This is a genomic window from Streptomyces fildesensis, from assembly GCF_016107395.1.
GTDB classification, from domain to species: Bacteria; Actinomycetota; Actinomycetes; order Streptomycetales; family Streptomycetaceae; genus Actinacidiphila; species Actinacidiphila fildesensis.
This window is the reverse complement of sequence record NZ_JAAIKO010000009.1, coordinates 66,492-86,666: the sequence shown is the minus strand read 5'-3', so window position 1 is coordinate 86,666 and position 20,175 is coordinate 66,492. Positions and strand designations below refer to the sequence as shown.

Here is a 20,175-nt window from a genome sequence, read left to right as displayed (position 1 = left end):
ACCGGATGCCCGCTAATGCCGGACGCGGACGACGAGTTTGCCCGTGGCGCGATCGTGTTCCATGTCGTCATGGGCTTGCGCCACCTGCTCCAGGCCGTCGTAGACGCGATCCACGGGGAAGGCCAGCTGCCCTGCCGCGACCGCGTCGAGGATCTCCTGGAAGGTTTCCCGGGGCAGATCGGCGGCGTCGCCGAAGTAGCCCGCCAGGCGCACGCCTCTGGGCAGGTACTCGTTCGGGGAGAAATCCCGCACCGTCCACTGGTTGGACAGGCTGCCGCCGAAGCAGGCCGTGCCGTGCACGCGCACCGCGCGCAAAGTGTCGGGCAGGGTCGGCGTGCCGACCAGATCAAGGGCGGCGTCGACGCCGTCCGGATACAGCTCGCGCACGGCGGGCGCGACCTCGCCGGTGTCGAGCAGAGGGTGGTCGACACCGTGCTCCTTCAGCGAAGTGAGGCGATCGGCCCGCCGGGTGGTGGACAGCACCGTGGCGCCGCGCCAGGCGGCCAGAGCGGCGGCGGCCAGGCCCACCGAGGACGTTCCGCCGCGGATCAACACGGACTGACCGGGCTTCAGGTCCAGGCCGATGGTGAGCGAGCCGTTGGCGGTCTGCACCATCTCCGGCAGAGCGCCCAGCACCTCCCAGGGGAGGTCGGTGTCGACGGGGATGACCTGCGACAACGGCACCGAGGTGTATTCGGCATAGCCGCCGTCGAAGGTGCGCCCCATGTCCCCCATCATGGCGACGACCTTCTGCCCAGGAGCCAGTCCGCTGCCGGCCGGTGCCGCGTCGACGGTGCCGGCGGCCTCGATACCCGGCACCCGGGGGAAACTGACACCCGTGCTCACACCCAGCCGCAGCTTCAACTCCGAGCGGTTGAGGCCGAACGCCTCGACGCGGATGCGCACCCAGCCGTCCCTCTCGGGTGGGAGGGGGAGCGTGGTCAGCCGCAGGTTGTCGACGGGGCCGGGGCCGGAGAGTCGAACGGCGCGCATAGTGGTCGGCGAGGACGTCATGAGCCTGCCTTCTTCCCGAGCTAGAAGAGTCGATCAGCGGTCATCAACATGCGGCCGCTGCGGCTTCATTCCCGACTCCCCCGGGTTTCCGCCTGTTGGGACCTGCCCTCGTCCGTTCGGGCGGGACTTCGGGCCGGCCGGCCCCAGGGGCGTACTGCCGCTCTGTCGGTGCTTTGAGGTAAGAAGGGAGAATCAAACAGACCTGGTCAGAGGGGGGTTCGAGAATGGGGCCACGGAATCGGCCGTTGCGGGCGCTGGAGCACGGAAGCGAAGCGGACGCTTTCGCGGGCCTGACGGTGCCGCTGCGGGTCGCCGCATCGCTGCTGGGGATCTCGACCTACACGCTCGACAAACTGATAGCCGACGGGGTGTTCGTCGTCGAGCGCGAGGACGGTTCGCCGCAACGGGTCATCGCCCTGCCGCGAGTCCTGGCGGTCCGCCGCTGGATGCTCGACGGCTCCGCCACGCACTGAGGCAGTACGAAGACCTCGTCCACGCGGGGGCATGGTCGCCCCAGCGTCAAGGGCTCAGACGTCGTTCCGGAGCCGGTCGCGCTGGATCTGGCAGGCGAGGGCGCGACGCACGGAGGCCGATCCGGTGGCGGTGACCTGCTCGGGGAGGTCGAGGCCGCGGCTGATCTCGTCGTACGCGTTCCGGTATCCGCCGGGCAGCTCTGCCCGGTGCAGCCTCAGGTCCTCTTCGACGAGGCGGCGCAGCTCGTCGACGTTCTGGGGCGTGAAGCGCTTCTTCCCCCTGGCGAGGGCGTTGACGTAGCGCGCGCTGCGGGCGGAGTCGACGGTCTCGGCGATCTCCTCGGCGAGGCCCCACAGGCGTCCTTCGAGCCATGGCACGTCGCGCTGGTCGAGGGAGAAGGTCGCCGCGGGCAGTGGGTCGCCCAACCTGTATTTCGCCACCTGCTTGGAGACAGCCGGCTGACTCATGTCGGTGAGCTGGGCAATCCTGTCCTGGGTCCAGCCGAGGTCCGCAAAGATCTTGATCATGTCGGCGCGCAGCTTCCGCATCTCCTCGCCCGCGCGGATGACCTCGTTCATGTCGGCGAGCATCCGTTCGGCCTGCGCCTCGGTCAGCCCCTCGGGGATCTGGTGCGTGTTCTCCTCGCCCGTCATGACCCGGTTATATACCCTGAGCACCAGGCCGTCATAACCGGGTTGTATAACGTGGTTATAAGTGTCAGGATCCACGGCATGCCCACCTTCTCCGCACATGACGGAACCCAGCTCTCCTACCGCGTCCTCGGGGACGGCGACCCGGTCGTCTGCATCCCCGGCGGTCCCACCGACTCCCGCTACCTCGGCGATCTCGGCGGCCTGTCCGGGCACCGCAAGCTGATCTTCCTGGACCTCCGCGGCACCGGCGGGTCGGCCGTTCCGCAGGACCCCTCCTCCTACCGCTGCGACCGTCTCGTCGACGACGTCGAGGCGCTGCGCGAACACCTCGGACTCGGCAGGACGGATCTGCTCGGCCACTCCGCCGGCGCGAACATCGCGACGCAGTACGTGACCCGGTACCCGCAGAACGTCGGCAGACTCGCCCTGATCGGCCCTGGCACCCGAGCTGTCGGGGTGGACATCAGCGGGGAGACGCGCCGCGAGCTCGCGCAGCGGCGGAAGAACGAGCCGTGGTTCCCGGCGGCCTTCGCCGCGTTGGAGGCGATCACCGAAGGTACCGGCAGCGACTGGGAGGCCATTGCTCCGTTCTTCTGCGGCCGGTGGGATGCCGCGGCGCAGAAGCACTATGCGGCCGGCCGGCCGAGCAACCAGGACGCCGTCGCCGGCTTCGCCGCCGAGGGCGCCTTCAGCCCGGAGGCCACGCGTGCGGCGCTCGCCACCTGCGACGTCCCGGTCCTGTTGCTCGGCGGCGAGTTCGACCTGAACAGCCCTCCTCGGCCGGTGGCGGAATTCGCGGCGCTGTTCCCCGACGCCACCCTCGCGGTGCAGCCGGGGGCGGGCCACTGTCCCTGGCTCGACGACCCCGACCGGTTCGTGGCGACCACTGCCGCGTTCCTGAGTTGAAGCACCGGCCGGTAGTGCTACCGGATCATGCCTCGACCGTGCTCCCGTGGCCCTGATGCGGGATCCGCCCGCAGACCAGGTTGCCGGGCTCGGCAGGGTCGTCACTGATCCAGAACTGGGACCACAGCACGGCGAACTCCGGGCGGCTGAGGTGACCGTCACCGTCCAGGTCGAGAAGGTCGAAGACCTCGTCGGTGTCGATGCTCTGCCCGTGCCAGGTTTCGATGAGGCGGCGGTGTTCGCTGCGGGAGATCCGGCCGTCCCCGTTCTCGTCGACGGCGTCGAAGATCGCGTCGGCGGTCGCCGTGACGGACTCGCGCATGGACGGCAGCCGGTCCACGAGCACGACGAGTTCGTCGAAGTCGACACTGCCGTCGTTGTTGGCGTCGCCGACCGCCAGCAGTCCCTCCCACCAGCCCATGACGACCGCCTCCACCCGGGCGCGCAGCTCCGTCCCCGGCCCCACTCCCGGGAGTCGGCCCCAACGGACCACGAGGGCCTCGAAGTCGTCCCTTCGCAGGTAGCCGTCCCCGTCCGCATCGAACGCCGCGAACATTCCCTTGATCTTGTTCCGCTGGAACACGCTGGCCATGAACAGCCCTCCCTCACGCCGACCACAAGAACGCCATCGCACCAGGCGATCCGCCATGCATGGTTCAACGAACGATCACGCCCTAGGAAACGACAGCCGCAACGGAGGTGACGTCGACGGGATGTACGGCCGGCTCGGCGATCAGGGACGGCAGATGCGCAGGACGAGCTCCTCCCAGCCCTGAGCCATGCGCTCCTCGACGCGGAGGGCGGCGTCGGCGTGCTCCGGCGCGGACAGGTACAGCAGGAATGGGCCTTCCAGCGCGGCCGTGAGCTGCACTGCGAGCATGTCGAGATCGGTGACGCCGAGGTCGGCCAGCCCCAGCAGCATGCGGATGTGGACCTGGGAGATCGTCCCCTCCCCGGCCGCGATCGGCCGGGTGCCGTCCAGGGCGGCGCGGGCGATGTCGTAGTGCCCGAGCTGGAAGGCGATCCGGGCCCGGCCGTAGGCGATCAGGCGGGCGGTCGGCGCGGCGCCCGGGCCCAAAGGGGCCGGCCCGGCCAGTACCTGCTCCTGGAAGGCCCGCTCGTCGTCGTCCAGGAGCGCGTGGAAGATGCCCGCGCGGCTGCCGAACCGGCGGAACACCGTGCCCTTGCCCAGCCCCGCCCGTTCGGCCAGACCGTCCATGGTCACGGCCTGCCGCTGATGATCGCCATCATCGGCGGTCCCATGGGCCGCTTCGCACCCCACGTCGACCTCACGGTCGCGAGGTGATTCCCCGGGTCCGGGAACTGCTGGCTGCTCCTCCGGACCGGCCTCTTCCGTCCGAGCAGGACGCGACCGCGAAGAGCGCGACCGTGAAGAGCGCGGGCTGAGCCGCGGGAGCCGTCAGGAAGCATCAGGAGGGCAGCGGCAGATCGGAGAAGATGTCGCTCAGGTCAGCGGAAGTCTCATGATCGTCAGGTCGAGCCACCGGCCGAACTTGGTGCCGGCCTCCGGCACGGTGCCCACGTGGCGGAAGCCGAACCGTTCGTGCAGCCGAATCGAGGCGGTGTTGCGCGCCTCGATGTCGGCGATCATCACGTGATGGCCGGTCTCGCGCGCCGAGTCGATGAGGGCCGTCATCAAAGCTGAGCCGATGCCGAGCCCGTGAGCGTCCTCGCGGACATAGACCGAGTTCCCCACCGTGTGGCGATATCCGTCCTTCGGCCGCCATGGTTCGTAGACCGCGAAGCCCGCGACCCCGCCCGCCTTCTCGGCCACGAACGCCGAGCCCCGCTCCAGGTGAACGGCGAGCCAGGCGGCCCCTTCGGCCGGGGTCTGCAGCGTCGTGGTCCACAGGGCCGTCGAGTGCTCGATCGCCTGGTTGCGGATGGCGAGAACGGCTTCCGCGTCCTTGGTCTGTGCCGGGCGGATCGTCACCGATCCAGAGTTCTCGTATATTGGATCCATGTCCAATATAGTAGACCCACTGGTGAGGCAGATCGCAGCTCGCATCCACACCGAACGGAACCGGCGGCAGTGGACCCTGGCGCAACTCGCCGCCGCCTCCGGTGTGTCCCGCGCCATGATCAACCGGATCGAGCGCGGAGAGAGCAGCCCCACCGCTGTGGTCCTGGGCAAACTCTCCGCCGCTTTCCAGCTCAGTGTCTCCTCCCTGCTGGCGCTCGCCGAAGGCGCGGCCGGCGAGAGCGGGGAGGCGACCGCGGGCGTGCGCCGCTCGGCCGACGCCGTGGAGTGGCGCGATCCGGCCACCGGGTACCGCCGGCGCCAGATCACCGGGCCGCACTTCCCCGCCGAGATCGCCGACGTCCGACTGCCCGCCGGTGCCCGCGTGCCGTATCCGGCCGCGGCCTTCGTCTTCATCCGGCAGGTCGTCTGGGTGCTGGCGGGCCGGCTGACGTTCCACGAGGGCGACGCGGTGCACGAACTCGACGCGGGCGACACGATCGAACTGGGCGAGCCCGCCGCATGCGTCTTCGCCAACAACACCGAAGCCGAGTGCCGTTACGCCATCGTCCTCGCCCGGGGCGAAACGCCGTGAAGGGCATCGGCCGCGCCATCGGCCGGGGGACCACACCGGCCCCGGCCACCGGCCGGGGCCCGGAAAAGGAGCGGCGCCGTACGGGCGGAGTGCAGTAACGTGCGGGCGGCACGTCCACCGTGTCCTGCACGAACGTCCTCGCAGCAAGGAGAGAGACATGCGCCGTCATCTCGGAGCAGTCGCGTCGCCCCACGCCCTCTCTCTGCCTCCCGAGGACCACCTTGACCTCCACACCCCTGAATCTGGGCATCCTCGCCCACGTCGACGCCGGTAAGACCAGCCTCACCGAGCGGCTGCTGTTCGAACACGGAGCCCTCGCCGCGCTCGGCAGCGTCGACAAGGGCAACACCACCACCGATACGGGCGAGCTCGAACGCGAACGCGGGATCACCATCCGCACGGCGGTGGCGCCGCTCATCATGGCCGGCCGCCACGTCAATCTCGTCGACACCCCCGGCCACCCCGACTTCATCGCGGAGGTCGAACGCGCCCTCTCCGTCCTCGACGCGGCCGTCCTCGTCGTGTCGGCGGTCGAGGGGATCCAGGCCCAGACCCGGGTCCTGATGACGTCACTCCGCCGGCTGCGCCTGCCCACAGTGATCTTCGTGAACAAGATCGACCGCCGGGGCGCCCGTGATACCGCGCTGCTGGCGGAACTGCGCCGCGCGCTGGCGCCCCGCCTCGTTCCGCTCGTGTCGACGGTCGGCGCCGGCACCCCGGCCGCCCGCGCGGTCCCGGTCCCGCTCACCGGCGAGCGGGGCGGGTCTCCGGCGGCAGAAGTACTCGCCGAGCACGACACCGCCCTGCTGTCCCGGCTCCTCGACGGTCCGCCACCCACCGAGGCGGAGATCCGCGAGCAGTTGCTCCAGCAGACGGCCGCCGCGCTGGTGCAGCCCGTCTTCTTCGGCTCGGCCCTCAGCGGAGCGGGCATCGCCGAACTCGCCGAGGGCATCGCGACCCTGCTGCCCGCAGCGCCCGCGGACGAACTGGCCCCCGCCCGCGGCACGGTGTTCGCCGTCGACCGTGCGGAAGGCGGGGAGAAGAGGGCGTACATCCGGCTGTTCTCCGGCCTGCTGCGCGAACGGCAGCGTCTCGCCCTGCACCGGGACGAGGCGGAGGGAACGACGACCGTCACCGGGCGGATCTCCCGGCTCGACGTCGTGACCGCGAAGAGCAGCGACGACGCGCAGCGCCGGGGGGTGCTCACCCCCGGCGGGATCGCGGTCCTGCGCGGCCTCCCGGGCGTCCGGGTCGGCGACCGCGTCGGTGCGGCCCGCGGCGACCGGCCGGCTGCCCGGCTCGCCCCGCCGGGACTGGAGGCCGTCGTACGTGCGAGCCACCCCGGGCAACGCGGCGCCCTGCACGCCGCGCTGAGCGCGCTTGCCGACGAAGACCCGTTCATCAGGACGCGAACCGCCTCCGACGGGACGCTCTCGCTGCTGTTGCACGGGGCGGTCCAACGCGAGGTCCTCGCGGACCGCCTCCAGCGGGAGTTCGGTATCGCGGCGGAGTTCGCCGCGGTCACGCCCGTCTACCGGGAGCGGCCGGCCGGCACCGGCGTCGCAGTGCAGGAACTCGGCCCCGGACCGGGTGAGTTCTTCGCCACGGTCGGCCTGCGCGTCGAGCCCGCCCCCTACGGTTCGGGCGTCCGGTACGCGCGGGAGACCGAATGGGGCGCGCTGCCCCGCGCGTTCCACCGCGCAATCGAGGAGACAGTGCGCCTCGGCCTGCGGCAGGGGTTCCTCGGCTGGGAGGTCACCGACTGCACCGTCACCGTGATCCGCACGGGCTGGGCCTCCCCGATGAGTACCGCGTCCGACTTCCGCAAGCTCACGCCGATGGTGCTGATGCACGCGCTGAACAGCGCGGGAACGCGGGTCCACGAGCCGTGCAGGGAGGTGGAGGCGGAGATCCCCGAGGACACCCTGGGACCGGTCGCCGCCAGGATCGCCGAACTCGGCGGGACCATCGGTGCCACGGAGGAGAGCGGCGACCGGTGGACCCTCCATGCCGAGCTGCCGACCGCGAGGATGCAGGAGCTCGGCGACGCCCTTCCCGGCCTCACCCGCGGGGAAGGCGCCTTGTGGTCCCGCCCCGGCACGGACCGCCCGGTACGCGGTGTCCCTCCTCGCCGCCCCCGGACCGACGGCAATCCACTCGATCCGGAGGAGTACCTGCGGTTCCTCGCGGACCCTTCCCTGGCACGGTGAACGGCCGAAAGGGGCATTGCCCCCGCAATATTGCTGGACTCGGCGAAATACCCCGAAGGGGACAATCGCCCCTCCGGACTCGCGCCGCCCGCCGGGGACATGGAGGACATGGAGGACATCCGAGAATGTTGTGAGAGATTCCTAACTCTCTCATTTGCATTCTTAGACCATTTGACACTTAAACGTGATCAGATTCGGCACTTGGTCAGGGACAATTCGACGTCGAACAAAGTGCCCCACCGCACCTTGACGAACTGAACGCCGTCCAGCCGATTTGTGCGCGAAGCGCGCCCCAGAGGGAGCTCCACGTGGTCAGCGCTTCGCGCGCACCGGTCCGTCGCCACCGCATCAGGCGACGTGCGGACATGCCCCTGCTCGGCGGAATTCGGCCGCCGGTCGCGGCGTTGCTGGTGCTCCTGCTGTCGGTGGCGGGTGCGACCGCCCTGATCCTCGGCCGTACCGACGCCTCCGGCGTCTCCCGGGCGGTCCTCGCCTCACAGCAGCATGTGGCTGAGGACGGGGCGACCGCACTGCGTGCCTCGCTCGACGAATCCACCAGCGACCTGCAGCGCGCCGCGGCGCTGGCCAACGCGGCCGCTCCCGTCACTCCTGACGAGGTGCTCTCCACGCTCGGTGCCGTCTACCAGAAGTGGCGCGGCACAGCGGTGGTCGACCCGTCCAGCGGAGCCCTGCTGGCCGCCCGCGGCGAGAACGTTCCGCTGTCCGCCATCGACGTCAACGCCCTTCCCGAGGGACTGCCGCCACGACTGGTCACCACCAAGTCCGGTGAGACCCGGCTGCTGGTCTTCGCGGTACTCAGCCAGCCCGCAGGAAAGCGGCTCCTGGTCGCCTCGGACACCTTGAGCGTGCCGAGCATCACCACCGGCGACGGCCGTTCGCTCATCGTTCTCAACTCCTCAGGCACCATCCTCGCCTCCGACGGACCCGACGCACGGGGCAAGGCGGCCCGGCAGCTCTCCGTCGACGCCGCCCGCACCGCCCACGGCAAGCGACCCTCCGAGACCGCCGCCTCCGGCGGATTCGACAGCCCCAGCGGCAGCCTGCTCGGTGAGACGGCCAACGGGCGCCGCACCGTCGCGGGGTACGCCTCCATCACCTCCGGGATCGACGCCAACGGCAAGACCACACAGCAGAAGGCCGCGAGCTCGGGAGAGCTCGGTCTCAGCGTCCTCACCACGGTGCAGGTCGCACAGGACGCGGCGCCGGGCAACCACCGGCTCTTCGCCGTCATCGCCGCCGGCGTGCTGCTCCTCCTGGCCGCCCTGGTCACCTGGGTGCTGTACGTCGTGCTCCAACGGCCCCTGCTGCGGCTGCACCTCGAAGCCCGCCGGCTGAGCAACAGAGAGCTGTCCCGACCCGTGGACGTGCCGCGGTTCGCCGAATCCGGCCGCATCGGCGCCGCTCTGGAGTCAATGCGCCGCGAGCTGACCGGGCAGGCGCCCGCTCCTGAGGCGCGGGGCAGGAAGGGCCTCGGCGGGACCAGGGCCGTCCTGATCGTCTGCGCCATCGTGCTGCTCTCGTGGGCCGCACCCCTGCTGTTCCTCTTCAACCGGGCCGAGCAGGTGGCCGTCGTGCCGCAGCAACTCGTCACCGACCAGCGGCAGCGCACCGAGACCGCCGCCGACCGGGTCCGCGAAGGACTCAACGAGGGGTACGCCGACGTCGCCGCCATCGCCACCGTGGTCGGTGACGGAGCCGGCGCCGAACAGGCGCACAGCGTCCTGGTGAGCACGCTCGCCGCGCATGCCCGCTACCGCTCCCTGTACGTGGTGGACAAGGACGGCACCGTCGTGGCGCGTGCCGGCGACTCCCCGCACACACCGACGGCGCTGCGGACGAAGCGCGGCGTCGGTCTCGTTGACGACACCCTCAACCAACCGGTCATCGCCGCCCGGGCGCCGGTCGCGGGCAAGACCCAGCGAACGGTCGTCGGAGAGTTCGACATCCCCTACCTCGGCGCCATCATGGACCGCCCTGGTCTCGGCAGAGTGTGGCTGGTCGACACCGGCGACCGCATCGTCGCCTCCAACCAGGGATTCCGCGCCTTCGAGGGCCTGCACGCGGCCCGGCTCGAGAACCTCGCGAAATCCGCCGCCAGCAAGTCCTCCGGAGCGCTGCTGAGCAACGGCGAGCACGCACTGGCGGCCGCCGCGCCGCTCACCGGCGGTGGTGAGGCGAACGCGCTCAAGACCTGGCATGTGGTCTCCGAGCAGCCCGCCGGCTGGCTGGACCTGCCCGAGTACGTCGCCCAGCGGCGCACCATGCTGGCCGGAATGCTGGGGCTGGCGGCGGCCGCGACCTGTCTGGGTTGGCTGCACATCGTGATCGTCCGCCCGCTGCGGGCCATGGCCGACAGCGCCGAGGCCCTCGCGCACGGAGACCGCAAGACCGTGCTGTACCCCGCCAACCACGACGAGGTCGGCTCGGTCGTCCGCAGCCTGGAACTGATCAGGCAGCAGCTCGTTGACCGGCACCGGGCCCACACCGCCCAGTTCGTCCCCGGGCAACGCGGCCCCCAGAGCCGCCGTCATCTGCGCAGGCCGCACACGTAGCACCGGCCCGCCCCGCCCGCCCAGACCTCACTGAGAAGACACCGAGACCCCTGTGCTGTTCCTCTACTGCGTCCTGCTGATCTGCTGCGCCGTGCTGCTCGTGGCCGGCGTCGTCGAGCAGCGGCGGCACTTCGTCAACCTCGACCAGATACCTACCCGGGTGTTGGTCAACGGCATCCGCGGCAAGTCCTCCATCACCCGCTTGTGCGCGGGGGCGCTGCGTGGCGGCGGCCTGGTGACCGTCGCCAAGACCACCGGTACCGCGGCCCGGTTCATCCACCCCGACGCGACCGAGGAGCCGGTCTACCGGAAATTCGGGATCGCCAACGTGGTGGAGCAGATCGGAATCGTGCGCCGGGCCGCGAGCTACCGGCCGGACGCCCTGGTCATCGAGTGCATGGCCGTCATGCCGGCGCTTCAGGAGGTCAACCAGACCAAGCTGATCCGCTCGACGATCGGCGTGCTGTGCAACGTCCGTGAGGACCATCTCGCCGAGATGGGTCCGACCCTGGACGACGTCGCACGCTCGCTGTCCCGCTCCATGCCGGTCGGCGGGATCTGCGTGACCGCCGAACGCGACCGCCTCCACATCCTCCAGGAGGAGGCCGCCGACCGGGACTGCGAACTGATTCTCGTGGAGCCGGAGACCGTCAGCGACGCCGAGCTGCGCGGGTTCTCGTGGTTCACCTTCAAGGAGAACGTGGCGATCGCTCTCAAGGTGGCCGAACTGCTCGGTGTCGATCGGGACGTTGCCCTGCAGGGGATGTACGACGCCCCGCCGGACCCGGGCGTGCTGTCGGTGGAGCGCTACGCGACGGTGGACGGCAAGCGGCTGCGCTTCGCCAATGTCTTCGCCGCCAACGACCCCGAGTCGACGCTGATGAACGTGAACCAGCTGCTGTCGCTGGGAGCGATCCACCGGCCGCTGCATGTGGTGATCAACTGCCGTCCGGACCGTGTCGAGCGCAACGGTCAGATGGGATCGATCATCCCGCAGCTGGACCCCGACACCGTCTTCCTCATCGGCCACCCGACCAAGAGCGCCCGCGACGGCATCCCGGCCGGCTGGTCGGGACGCGTCGTCGATCTCGGCGGTGACCGGCGCGACCCGGCAACCCTCACCCGGGAACTGCTGGCCGAGCTCGGCCCGGAATCGTCCATGGTCGCCATCGGCAACATCCATGGCCAGGGCGAGCTGCTGCTCGAGCACCTGGCGGAGCTTCCCGCGGACGTCCCGGCCGGGCCGACGGTCGCAGCGGACTCGTACGCCTACGGAGAGAACCAGTGATCCCCACCATCCTCACCCCCGAGATCGCCGCCATCGGCATCGCGCTGGGGCTTCTCTTCTCGCTGGTCTGCTATCTGACGACCAATCTCTCACCGGGCGGCATGATCACCCCGGGCTGGCTGGCACTGACCCTCATCGAGGACCTCCAGCGTGCCGCCATGGTCGTCGGCATCACGCTGCTGACCTACCTGTGCACCCGGCTGCTCCAGCGCAACGTCATCCTCTACGGCAAGCGGCTGTTCGCCGCGGTGGTGCTGACCGGCGTCGTGCTCCAGGCCGGCGTGTACCTGGTCATGCAAACGCAGTTCCCGCTGATGTACGCCAACCAGACGCTCGGTTTCATCGTGCCGGGCCTCATCGCCTACCAGCTGGAGCGGCAGCCCAAGGGCGCCACCTTGCTGTCGGTGTCCACCGTCACCCTCGCGAACTACGTGGTGCTGATGTCCGGGCTGCTGCTCGGCCTGCTGCCCAGCGCGTGATCGTCCTCCGGACAGGAGTAAGCCGATGAGCCCGAAGAAACGCCGCAGCAAGATCCGCACCGCGCTCAACACAGCAGTCCTCGTCGCCCTGCTCGCGACGAGTGGCTGGCTGACGGTGGAGATGCGGCAGCGCACCGACAACGGGCGGTTGCCCGCGCTCGGCTCGCTGCAGGCCGAGCCCACCACGCCGGACGACACCGCAGGCGCCAAGGCCGCAGTGGGCCGGATGACGTATCTGCGACTGGCCCATCCGGCGCGCACCGTGGTGCGCGACACCGACGGCGAGGTCGTGGCCACCTTCACCGACGGTGCCCGCACGGCCGTCCTCACCGGCCCCGGCCGCACCTTCGCCGAGCCGCGGACCACCCGGGCGACCGTGGTCACGGACAGCTGGGTTCGGCTGCTGCCGCGCGCCTGGGCCAAGGGCGCCGAACAGCAGAAGTGGTTCGCCAGCTGGTTCCACCAGTACCGGGGCAGTACGGCCGACGACGTCTTCGCGATCGCCCTGCAGTACGGCGACGGCGCCAAGCCGGCGAAGAACGCCCTGGGCCAGCGTTTCCGGGGGGACTCCCAGTTCGGTCCCGTGGACGTGGTGAACCAGCGCAAGGAGCAGTCCGACTTCTACGACTACCTCGGCACGAGCTGGAAGTTCAAGGACGGCCTGCGCGAGACCCCCGAGAAGAACAAGTACGGCGCCCTCGACTGTTCCGGCTTCGTCCGCATGGTCTACGGCTACCGCAGCGGCTACCTCCTGAACGCCACCGACACGTCGACCGGCGCCGGACTGCCCCGCACCGCGAACGGCATCGCCACCGGTAAACCCGGGCTGCCGATTCTGCCGCTCGTCAAAACCGGCAACACCCGCAATCCCCTCTACTACTACGCCCGGCCCTCCTCCATCGACGCCCTGCAACCGGGCGACCTCGTCTTCTTCGAAATGGACAAGCGCACCGGGATCCGCCTCGACCACATGGCCATCTACCTCGGCCTGGACACCGACGGGCACGCCCGTTTCATCTCCAGCCGCAAGGAGGCCAACGGACCCACGCTGGGAGACCTGGGCGGGGATTCACGGCTGGACGGCGACGGCTTCTACGCCAAGTGGCTGCGCAGCGCCAAACGGATCTGACGATGTGGCGGCGCGCACCCGCCGCCAAGGATGGGACCACATGCCTCCCTGGAACCGAACTGCCGAACCGCGCCGCACGGCCCTGCTGTCCGGCCTGGCGCTGCTGGCGACGACCGCCGTCGCCCTCGCCGTCGCCGTGCTGCCCCGTTCGCACGGAACACCGTCGCCCGGCGTCATCGGAAGCCCGCCGCCGGTCGATCTGATCGACCGGATCGGCTCCTTCGTCGCCGGATTCTCCGGGACCGACGGCTATCGCACCCCCGACGCCGCCGAGCGCGCACACCTGAGCCGGGGGGTGGAACTCGTCCTGAACGGCAGGGCGAGCGCGGCGCGCAAGGAACTGTCGGGTGTCGGCTTCACCGTGCGCGTCCTGCGGCTGACAGGATCGAACCGCCAGGTCGCCGAGGTGTCCGAGGAACGGTCCACGGCACGAGGCTGGGGGCGGGTCTACGTGGATCTCAGCCGCCCGGCCCGGTGGAGCGTGCAGGTGCCCCACCCGCGCTCCGACCTGCGCAGCGAGCTGATCGGAGCGGACCTGTTCAGCAGGGTGCCGGGTGGAGTCCTGGTACTCGCCGGCGCGCCGCGTGACGTCGGCCAGGGCAACGCCGCGGACGTCGCGCACCGCCGGGGCACCACCTTCAACGCCGTGTGCGACATGCTCGTCGCGCGCGGCTTCCCCGCCGTCCAGGTGCACGGGTTCGCCGACGAGAGCTCACCCGGCCACGATGTCGTCGTCTCGCCGGGAGTTGCGGCCGCGAATTCCGACGTGCGGCGCGCCGCCGACCTGATCGCAGCGGCAGGACAGCGTGTGTGCCGCGTCTGGGAACAGTCGTGCGGCCGGCTCGAAGGCACGACCAACATACAGAGCGCGTCCGCCGCCGAACGCGGCGTCCCCTTCCTGCACATCGAGAACAGCCGCGGTGTGCGCGACTCCGCAGCTGCCCGCGCAGAAGTCGCCGGTGCGCTGGCCGAAGTGGCCCGGCACTGGAACCGGTAGAGACCTCGGACGTGCGCCCCGCTGGGGCGGATTCGCCTCAACGGTGCCGGTCCGGCGGGACCGCCCGCGTTTCCCAGGGTGGTGCGCGGCCGGTCCCGCGATACTGCACAGCATGCGCATCCTGATCGTCACCGCCGGGTCCCGAGGCGACGTGGCCCCGTACACCGGCCTCGGCGCACGGCTGCGCAGGGCGGGTCATGAGGTGTCGGTGGCCACGCACACGGGGTTCGCGGCCTCCGTCCGGGAGGCGGGGCTCGGCTTCCACGCCCTGCCCGCCGACCCACGCGCCGAGCTGTCGTCCGCCGCTGGGCAGCGGCTGCTGCACGCCGGCACCGGCGCTCGTGCCGTCATCGAACTGGTGCGCATGGGGCGGGCCCTCATGCCCGCTCTGGGACAGGGCATTCTCGCCGCCGCCTCGCACGGCACGGACCTGCTTCTCCTGTCGGCCACCACAGCGCCCCTGGGCCGGGTCGTCGCCGAAGCACTCGGACTGCCCAGCATGGGCGTCTTCCTCCAGCCACTCGCCCCCACCGGTGCCTTCGCGCCTCTGCTCGCAGGGAACCGCGTCCAGGGCGGAGAGCACGTCAACCGGCTCGTGGGCCGGACAGTCCAGTCCGCCACCGACCACCTCTTCGCGCCAACCGTCCGCACGCTCCGCCGGCAGCTCGGGCTCCCTGCCCGCAGCGCCCTGGCCCAACGACGGCACGACGTACGGCAGCTCTGGCCCGTCCTGCACGGCTTCTCCCCCAGCGTCGTCCCGCGGCCGGCCGACTGGCCGCCGGGGATGCGAGTAGCCGGCTACTGGTGGCCGTCCCCGGCACCGGACTGGCACCCTTCGCCGCAGCTGGCCGACTTCCTGCGGGCCGGGCCACCGCCGGTCTACGTAGGGTTCGGCTCCCTGGTCGTCGCGGACGCCGCGCGCCTCGGCAACATCGTCACCACCGCCCTGCGGAGCGCAGGACTGCGGGCCGTCGTCCAGCCCGGCTGGACGGGACTGAAGGTGACCGGTGACGACGTCCTGACCGTGGACGAGGTCCCTCACCACTGGCTGTTCCCGCGCATGGCGGCCGTCGTCCACCACGCCGGCGCCGGCACCACCGCGGCGGGGCTGCGTGCGGGCGTACCCGCGGTCCCGGTACCGGCCCAGATGGACGCTCCCTTCTGGGCCGCCCGCCTCACCCGCCTGGGCGTCAGCCCCGGGCCCGTCCCCCTGCGCGACCTGTCCGCCGACCGACTGACCGCCGCCTTGCGACAGGCAACCGACACTCCCGCCTTCCGCGGCCGCGCCCAAGCCCTCGCCACCCGGATCGCCGGCGAGGACGGAGCGGGTGCCGTCGTGGCCGCGGTCGGCCGGCTCTCCGGCGGCTGACGACGCCGGCTCTCGAGACGGCCTCCGTCGACCGGGCGCGTCGACCGGGCGCAGGGGCGATCCCTGCGCGATCGCGTTGGCGGATGTCACATCCGCGCGCCCGGCGGTGTCTTCATGCCGAACAGGCAGACGTCCAAGGAGGACACCATGGCGCTACGCGCTCCGAAGGCTGAGCTCCCCACCGAGCTCAGCGAAAACATGATCAAGCAGTTCGGTGCCGTGCCCGAACCCTTCGAGGTGACGGCGCACAACCCCAAGGTCGCCCAGGACTCCGCGGAGATCGGGGGCAAGGTGAGCGAGTGGGACATGGCCGACGAGGGTCTCAAGACGTTCGCGCACATGGCGGTCGCGGCTCAGGTCGGGTGCAGCTGGTGCCTCGACATCAACTACTTCCAGGCGCTGAACAAGAACCTGGACCTGGCCAAGGCGAGCCAGGTGCCGCGCTGGCGGGAGTCGGAGGTGTTCACACCGCTGGAGAGGGACGTGCTCGAGTACGCCGAGGCCATGACCAGCACGCCCCCGACCGTCACCGATGAACAGTACGCAAGCCTGCTCGACCGGCTCGGCCCGGCGGCGATGGTCGAGCTCACCGCGTCCATCGGCTTCGCCAACATGGCGACCAGGAACAACTCGGCGCACGGGATCACCTCGCAGGGCTTCTCCGATGCCTGCGGGATTCCGCTGGCCAAGCGTCCTGAGAAGTCCCGGGCAGCGTCGACGGCATGACCGAGGACCCGTTCGTCGCCCATCGCAGCCTGCTGTTCACGGTCGCCTACGAGATGCTCGGGTCGGCGGCCGACGCGGAGGACGTGGTGCAGGAGTCCTGGCTGCGGTGGGCCGACGTCGACCGCTCGCAGGTGCGTGACCCGCGGGCCTACCTCGTACGGGTCGTCACACGTCAAGCGCTCAACCGCCTGCGGTCGTTGTCGCGCAGCCGCGAGGAGTACGTCGGTGAGTGGCTACCGGAACCGCTCTTGACCAGCCCCGATGTCGCCGAGGACATCGAACTCGCGGAGAGCGTGTCGATCGCGATGCTGACGGTGCTGGAAACGCTCGGACCGACGGAGCGGGCGGTGTTCGTGCTCCGCGAGGTCTTCGACATCCCGTACGGCGAGATCGCCGAAGCCGTGGGGAAGACCGCGGCCACGGTGCGGCAGATCGCGCGGCGGGCCCGCGAGCATGTGGCGGCCCGGCAGCCGCGGGTGCAGGTGAGCCGGTCGGAACAGCAGGCCGTGGTGGAACGGTTCCTGGCAGCGTTGCGAACCGGGAAGTTGCAGGAGCTGGTGGAGGTCATGGCACCGGACGTGGTCCTCATCGCCGATGGTGGCGGGTTCGCGGCCGCCGCTCTGGCTCCGGTCCACGGGGTCGACCTGGTGGCGCAGGTGCTCGCGCGCGCGAACCGGGTGGACGTGGCCTCGCTCGGGACAACGGCCGTATGGCTCAACGGCGCGCCCGCGGTCCGGATCGAGATCGACGGCGAGTTGGCGGCGACGCTGAGCGTCGTGGTGGAGAACGGGCAGGTCACACGGGTCTACCTGGTGAGAAACCAACGGAAGCTGACGCGGCTGGACGAACCGGCCGAACTCTCCAGGTAAGCCGGCTTCCGCTCTGTCGCTGTGGCGTTCCGGGCGGTCGGCCGGAACGCCACGCGGCATCCGCACGACCGTCCGATCGTTGGCGGAAATCAGTTTCCCCGAGCCGGTCCCGCTCGTGCAGATCTTCCGCATCCGGGACGGGAAGATCGCCCGACTGCGTGACTACTTCGCGCCGGAGCTGATGAGTTGAGGACGCCACCGGTGTCCCGGCAACCGGGCTGCCCCCTACCGCAATTGGGCGTGAGCGCGGGCGTGTGTCGTGATCGCGGCCGTGCCGATGACGATCCAGATCAGGTTGAGGACCGCTGAGGGCCACGCCCGGTGGTACGCGGAGTTGGCGGTCAGGGCGGCGGCGCCGAACAGGTTGAGCAGCTGGAAGGCGACGCCGCCGGCACTGATCCGTTCGGCCGAGACCAGGGCGTAGGCCGCCAGCAGGAAGGCCGCTCCCGCCCAGCCGATGGCCGCCAGGAACATCTCCACCGAACTACCGGTCCTGGTCCACGAGCGCGAAGGCCCGTACGGGGAAGGTGCCCAGGCCCTCGACCGCCGGCGGTGCGGCGGTGAAGCGGAAACCGTGGGGCGGCAGCTGCTCCAGCCCCCGCAGGTGCTCGACCACGGGGATGCCCGCCGCGAGCAGCAGGGTGTGGGCGGGCCGGGTCCCGTCCGTCGTGCTGTCGATGTTGAGTGAGTCGATCCCCACGAGGGCCGGCCGCTGGTCGGCGAGCCAGGCCGCCGCTTCGGCGGTCAGGAAGGGGTGACCGACGCCGTACTGCTCGGTGCTCCAGTGCCGGTCCCAGCCGGTGTGGATCAGCACGGCCTTTCCGGTCACCTCGTGCGGCAGCAGGAGCGCCCGGTCGACCGCGGGCCCTTCGGTGCCCGTCACGCGGATCACCACGCCGTCCAGGTCGGTCAGCCGCTCCAGCGGCAGCGCGGCGAGGTCGTCCCCCTCAGCAAAGCGGTGGAAGGGGGCGTCGACGTACGTACCCGTGTTGGCCACCATCGCGATGTGTCCGATGGAGAACTCGGTACCCGGCGCATAGGTGCCGCGAGAGGCCTCCCGGGACAGGTGCTCGCCGATCTCGGGTCCTGGCACCCCCGGAAGGGTCACCATGCCCTGACGGATCGGATGGCTCAGGTCCACGGTCCGTCCCCCGGAACGAGCGCTCCCCTCGGTGCCGCGCGATCCCTTGTGGGGTTCGCGCAGCAGCTGCCGCTCGCTGATCCGCACCTCGCCGACCATGAGCAGGCCGAGGTGGCGCACGAGCAGCTCCCCGACCTCCTGGTCACTGAGGTCCGGACCCGGCACGTCCAGCCGGAACCCCTGGGTCTGCAGGCCTCCGCCGTTGGCGAAGACGACATCGGCGTCGAACTGCACACGCCATTCCTCACTGGTTTCCATGCTCCGATGATCAGTGAAGCCCTGCTTTATTTCAATCACGATTTTCTGAAGTGCCACTACAGTTCTGCTTATGGAACTCGACCCCCGGCGGCTTCGCGTCCTACGCGCGGTCGCTCTGCGCGGGGGCGTCATGGACGCGGCCCAGCTCCTGCATCTGTCCCCGTCCGCCGTCTCCCAGCAGCTCGCCCAGCTGGAGCGGGAGGTGGGGCTGCCGCTGGTGGACCGCTCCCGCCGCAGAGTCGGGCTCACTCCCGCAGGACACCTGCTCGCCGCCCGCGCGGAACGCATCGAACAGGAGCTGGCCGAGGCGCGACGCGAGCTGACGGAACTCAGCGGCCGGGTGGCCGGGCCCGTCACGATCGCCGCGTTCTCCACCGCGATCTGCCACCTGGTGGCGCCGGCGCTGCGCGCGATCGTGGAGGCGTATCCCGAGCTGGAGCCACGGGTGGTCGAGCTGGAGGGCGCCGCGGCCCTCCGCGAACTGCGCACCGGCGGTTGCGACATGGTCGTCACCGAGCACGACGGCGACGGTGTCGCGTCCTCCGACGGGCACGATCTGGCCTCCTCCCCCGGTGGCCGACGACGAGTACCGCGTGGTCACGCCCGTCGGCTGGCCGCGGCCGGCCTCGATCCGGGACCTGGCCGGCCGCCCCTGGGTCGCCAGCCCTGACGACACCGCCTGCGGCCGGGCGCTGCTGCGGATCTGCGCCGACAACGGCTTCACCGCCCGCCGCGACCACACGTGCCGAGAGTTCCCCACCGTTCTGGCCATGGTGGCAGCCGGTGCGGGAGCGGCCGTCGTGCCCACTTTGGCGCTCGGCTCGACACCGCCGGCGCCGGTCGCGGTGCCCGCCGTTCCGGTCGTCGGCCACCGCAGGATCACCGCGCTGTTCCGCCGCTCGGGACCCGATCCCGTCGCCTCCGCCGTCGTCCAGGCCTTGCGGGAGTCGGCCGACCAGGCCGGGTTGATCCCGGTGCGGGTGCCGTGACCGCACAGGTCTGCCGGGTTGGCCGACGCCGGCCACGGGCGGTCCTCGAGCATCCGGCGGTCGACATCGAGCTGCGACTCGGCACCGGCAGAGCCCAGATCACGGTGCCTCGCGACGCGATCGCCGACGTCGAGGATCTGCACACCGGGTGGAAGGACTCGCGCTACAAAGCCCCGCAGCACTCCCCCCGCCCCGGTGGGCCAAGGATCCGGATCTCGGGGACCATGGGCTTCGGACGGTTGAAGATCCGCCACGCGCGGCGTTGAGGTCCAGGACTCACGCCTCGTGGGCCCGATCGCAGCGACCCGCGCCTGACCGGGCAACGCAGCGTCGGAAACAACCCTGATCCACGCCAGGACCACCCGAATGGCCCTATCTGTTGGCGCGCCCCCAAGCGTCGTGATGCGCTGGTGAGTGCCCTACCGTGCGCCACCGCAACAGGTGATCACGACGCAGCAGACCGTCGACGCATGGGCGCTCGGAGCCGGGCTCGTACAGGGGCCGACGCGGCCGGAGTCATCGTT

The 20,175-nt window shown here is 70.6% G+C and carries 21 protein-coding genes and 1 pseudogene; 15 read left to right on the top strand and 7 right to left on the bottom strand.

Translation table 11 applies throughout. The features are described 5' to 3' along the window. Positions 1-12: 12 nt before the first annotated feature. On the bottom strand, positions 13-1,014 hold the full coding sequence (locus tag C6N31_RS16300; RefSeq protein ID WP_138352330.1) for a zinc-binding dehydrogenase: 1,002 nt from the start codon (positions 1,012-1,014) through the stop codon (positions 13-15). Between the two features lie 224 nt (positions 1,015-1,238). On the opposite strand from C6N31_RS16300, the gene C6N31_RS16295 reads away from it, so the two are divergent. Then, positions 1,239-1,487 carry a hypothetical protein gene (locus C6N31_RS16295; RefSeq protein WP_138352329.1) on the top strand — a complete coding sequence of 83 codons (249 nt, stop codon included), beginning with the start codon at positions 1,239-1,241 and terminating at the stop codon, positions 1,485-1,487. A 54-nt stretch (positions 1,488-1,541) separates the two neighbouring features. Here C6N31_RS16295 and C6N31_RS16290 read toward each other — a convergent pair whose 3' ends face one another. After that, positions 1,542-2,141 (bottom strand): sigma-70 family RNA polymerase sigma factor, encoded by a 600-nt coding sequence (locus C6N31_RS16290; protein WP_138352328.1) that lies wholly within the window; start codon positions 2,139-2,141, stop codon positions 1,542-1,544. Between the two features lie 78 nt (positions 2,142-2,219). Here C6N31_RS16290 and C6N31_RS16285 point away from each other — a divergent pair, with 78 nt between their 5' ends. After that, on the top strand, positions 2,220-3,047 hold the full coding sequence (locus tag C6N31_RS16285) for an alpha/beta fold hydrolase (RefSeq protein WP_138352327.1): 828 nt from the start codon (positions 2,220-2,222) through the stop codon (positions 3,045-3,047). Between the two features lie 25 nt (positions 3,048-3,072). On the opposite strand, the gene C6N31_RS16280 is transcribed toward C6N31_RS16285, so the two are convergent. The 3 genes from C6N31_RS16280 to C6N31_RS16270 all read right to left on the bottom strand — a co-directional run bounded on the left by C6N31_RS16280 (position 3,073) and on the right by C6N31_RS16270 (position 5,031). Further along, on the bottom strand, positions 3,073-3,639 hold the full coding sequence (locus C6N31_RS16280; RefSeq protein ID WP_138352326.1) for an EF-hand domain-containing protein: 567 nt from the start codon (positions 3,637-3,639) through the stop codon (positions 3,073-3,075). A gap of 141 nt (positions 3,640-3,780) precedes the next feature. Next, entirely contained in the window at positions 3,781-4,266 is a 486-nt protein-coding gene (locus C6N31_RS16275; protein ID WP_138352425.1) for a TetR/AcrR family transcriptional regulator, read from the bottom strand. 246 nt (positions 4,267-4,512) lie between these two features. Further along, positions 4,513-5,031, bottom strand: coding sequence for a GNAT family N-acetyltransferase (locus C6N31_RS16270; RefSeq protein WP_138352325.1), 519 nt, complete (start codon positions 5,029-5,031; stop codon positions 4,513-4,515). Between C6N31_RS16270 and C6N31_RS16265 the strand changes: the two genes are divergently transcribed. The 10 genes from C6N31_RS16265 (at position 5,030) to C6N31_RS16220 (ending at position 17,263) form a co-directional block, all read left to right on the top strand. Further along, positions 5,030-5,623, top strand: a complete 594-nt coding sequence (locus tag C6N31_RS16265) for a helix-turn-helix domain-containing protein (protein WP_138352324.1) — start codon at positions 5,030-5,032, stop codon at positions 5,621-5,623. The two genes, C6N31_RS16270 and C6N31_RS16265, sit on opposite strands and share 2 nt — an antisense overlap. A gap of 221 nt (positions 5,624-5,844) precedes the next feature. After that, complete coding sequence (locus tag C6N31_RS16260) at positions 5,845-7,833, top strand: elongation factor G (protein WP_232485268.1); 1,989 nt, start codon at positions 5,845-5,847, stop codon at positions 7,831-7,833. A gap of 365 nt (positions 7,834-8,198) precedes the next feature. Then, positions 8,199-10,406, top strand: coding sequence for a HAMP domain-containing protein (locus tag C6N31_RS16255; protein ID WP_198357730.1), 2,208 nt, complete (start codon positions 8,199-8,201; stop codon positions 10,404-10,406). 52 nt (positions 10,407-10,458) lie between these two features. Further along, positions 10,459-11,694 carry a poly-gamma-glutamate synthase PgsB gene (gene pgsB, locus C6N31_RS16250; protein WP_138352321.1) on the top strand — a complete coding sequence of 412 codons (1,236 nt, stop codon included), beginning with the start codon at positions 10,459-10,461 and terminating at the stop codon, positions 11,692-11,694. Further along, the gene (locus C6N31_RS16245; protein ID WP_138352320.1) at positions 11,691-12,173 is read left to right on the top strand and encodes a poly-gamma-glutamate biosynthesis protein PgsC/CapC; all 483 of its coding nucleotides are present in this window, start codon (positions 11,691-11,693) and stop codon (positions 12,171-12,173) included. Before pgsB ends, C6N31_RS16245 begins: the two co-directional genes overlap by 4 nt. Before the next feature lie 25 nt (positions 12,174-12,198). Next, positions 12,199-13,302 (top strand): NlpC/P60 family protein, encoded by a 1,104-nt coding sequence (locus C6N31_RS16240; RefSeq protein ID WP_138352319.1) that lies wholly within the window; start codon positions 12,199-12,201, stop codon positions 13,300-13,302. Between the two features lie 40 nt (positions 13,303-13,342). Next, positions 13,343-14,299 (top strand): hypothetical protein, encoded by a 957-nt coding sequence (locus C6N31_RS16235; protein WP_198357729.1) that lies wholly within the window; start codon positions 13,343-13,345, stop codon positions 14,297-14,299. 112 nt (positions 14,300-14,411) lie between these two features. Beyond that, on the top strand, positions 14,412-15,668 hold the full coding sequence (locus tag C6N31_RS16230) for a glycosyltransferase (protein ID WP_198357728.1): 1,257 nt from the start codon (positions 14,412-14,414) through the stop codon (positions 15,666-15,668). Positions 15,669-15,815: 147 nt separating this feature from the next. Then, positions 15,816-16,394: a carboxymuconolactone decarboxylase family protein gene (locus C6N31_RS16225; protein WP_164292419.1), complete on the top strand. Its 579-nt coding sequence runs from the start codon at positions 15,816-15,818 to the stop codon at positions 16,392-16,394. Next, positions 16,391-17,263, top strand: coding sequence for an RNA polymerase sigma-70 factor (locus tag C6N31_RS16220; RefSeq protein ID WP_198357727.1), 873 nt, complete (start codon positions 16,391-16,393; stop codon positions 17,261-17,263). The genes C6N31_RS16225 and C6N31_RS16220 overlap by 4 nt, the downstream gene beginning before the upstream one ends. Positions 17,264-17,488: 225 nt before the next feature. On the opposite strand, the gene C6N31_RS16210 is transcribed toward C6N31_RS16220, so the two are convergent. Together C6N31_RS16210 and C6N31_RS16205 are read right to left on the bottom strand one after the other, a co-directional pair. Continuing rightward, positions 17,489-17,737 carry a CBU_0592 family membrane protein gene (locus tag C6N31_RS16210; protein ID WP_232485287.1) on the bottom strand — a complete coding sequence of 83 codons (249 nt, stop codon included), beginning with the start codon at positions 17,735-17,737 and terminating at the stop codon, positions 17,489-17,491. Positions 17,738-17,747: 10 nt separating this feature from the next. After that, positions 17,748-18,662: a cyclase family protein gene (locus C6N31_RS16205; protein WP_198357726.1), complete on the bottom strand. Its 915-nt coding sequence runs from the start codon at positions 18,660-18,662 to the stop codon at positions 17,748-17,750. Positions 18,663-18,732: 70 nt separating this feature from the next. On the opposite strand from C6N31_RS16205, the gene C6N31_RS45175 reads away from it, so the two are divergent. The 3 genes and pseudogenes from C6N31_RS45175 to C6N31_RS16195 all read left to right on the top strand — a co-directional run. Further along, the gene (locus C6N31_RS45175; RefSeq protein WP_306664979.1) at positions 18,733-19,332 is read left to right on the top strand and encodes a LysR family transcriptional regulator; all 600 of its coding nucleotides are present in this window, start codon (positions 18,733-18,735) and stop codon (positions 19,330-19,332) included. Next, on the top strand, positions 19,256-19,651 hold the full coding sequence (locus C6N31_RS45170) for a LysR substrate-binding domain-containing protein (RefSeq protein WP_307811415.1): 396 nt from the start codon (positions 19,256-19,258) through the stop codon (positions 19,649-19,651). The genes C6N31_RS45175 and C6N31_RS45170 overlap by 77 nt, the downstream gene beginning before the upstream one ends. Before the next feature lie 32 nt (positions 19,652-19,683). Next, a pseudogene (locus tag C6N31_RS16195) lies at positions 19,684-19,917 on the top strand (hypothetical protein); the annotation flags it as partial. Positions 19,918-20,175 lie beyond the last annotated feature (258 nt).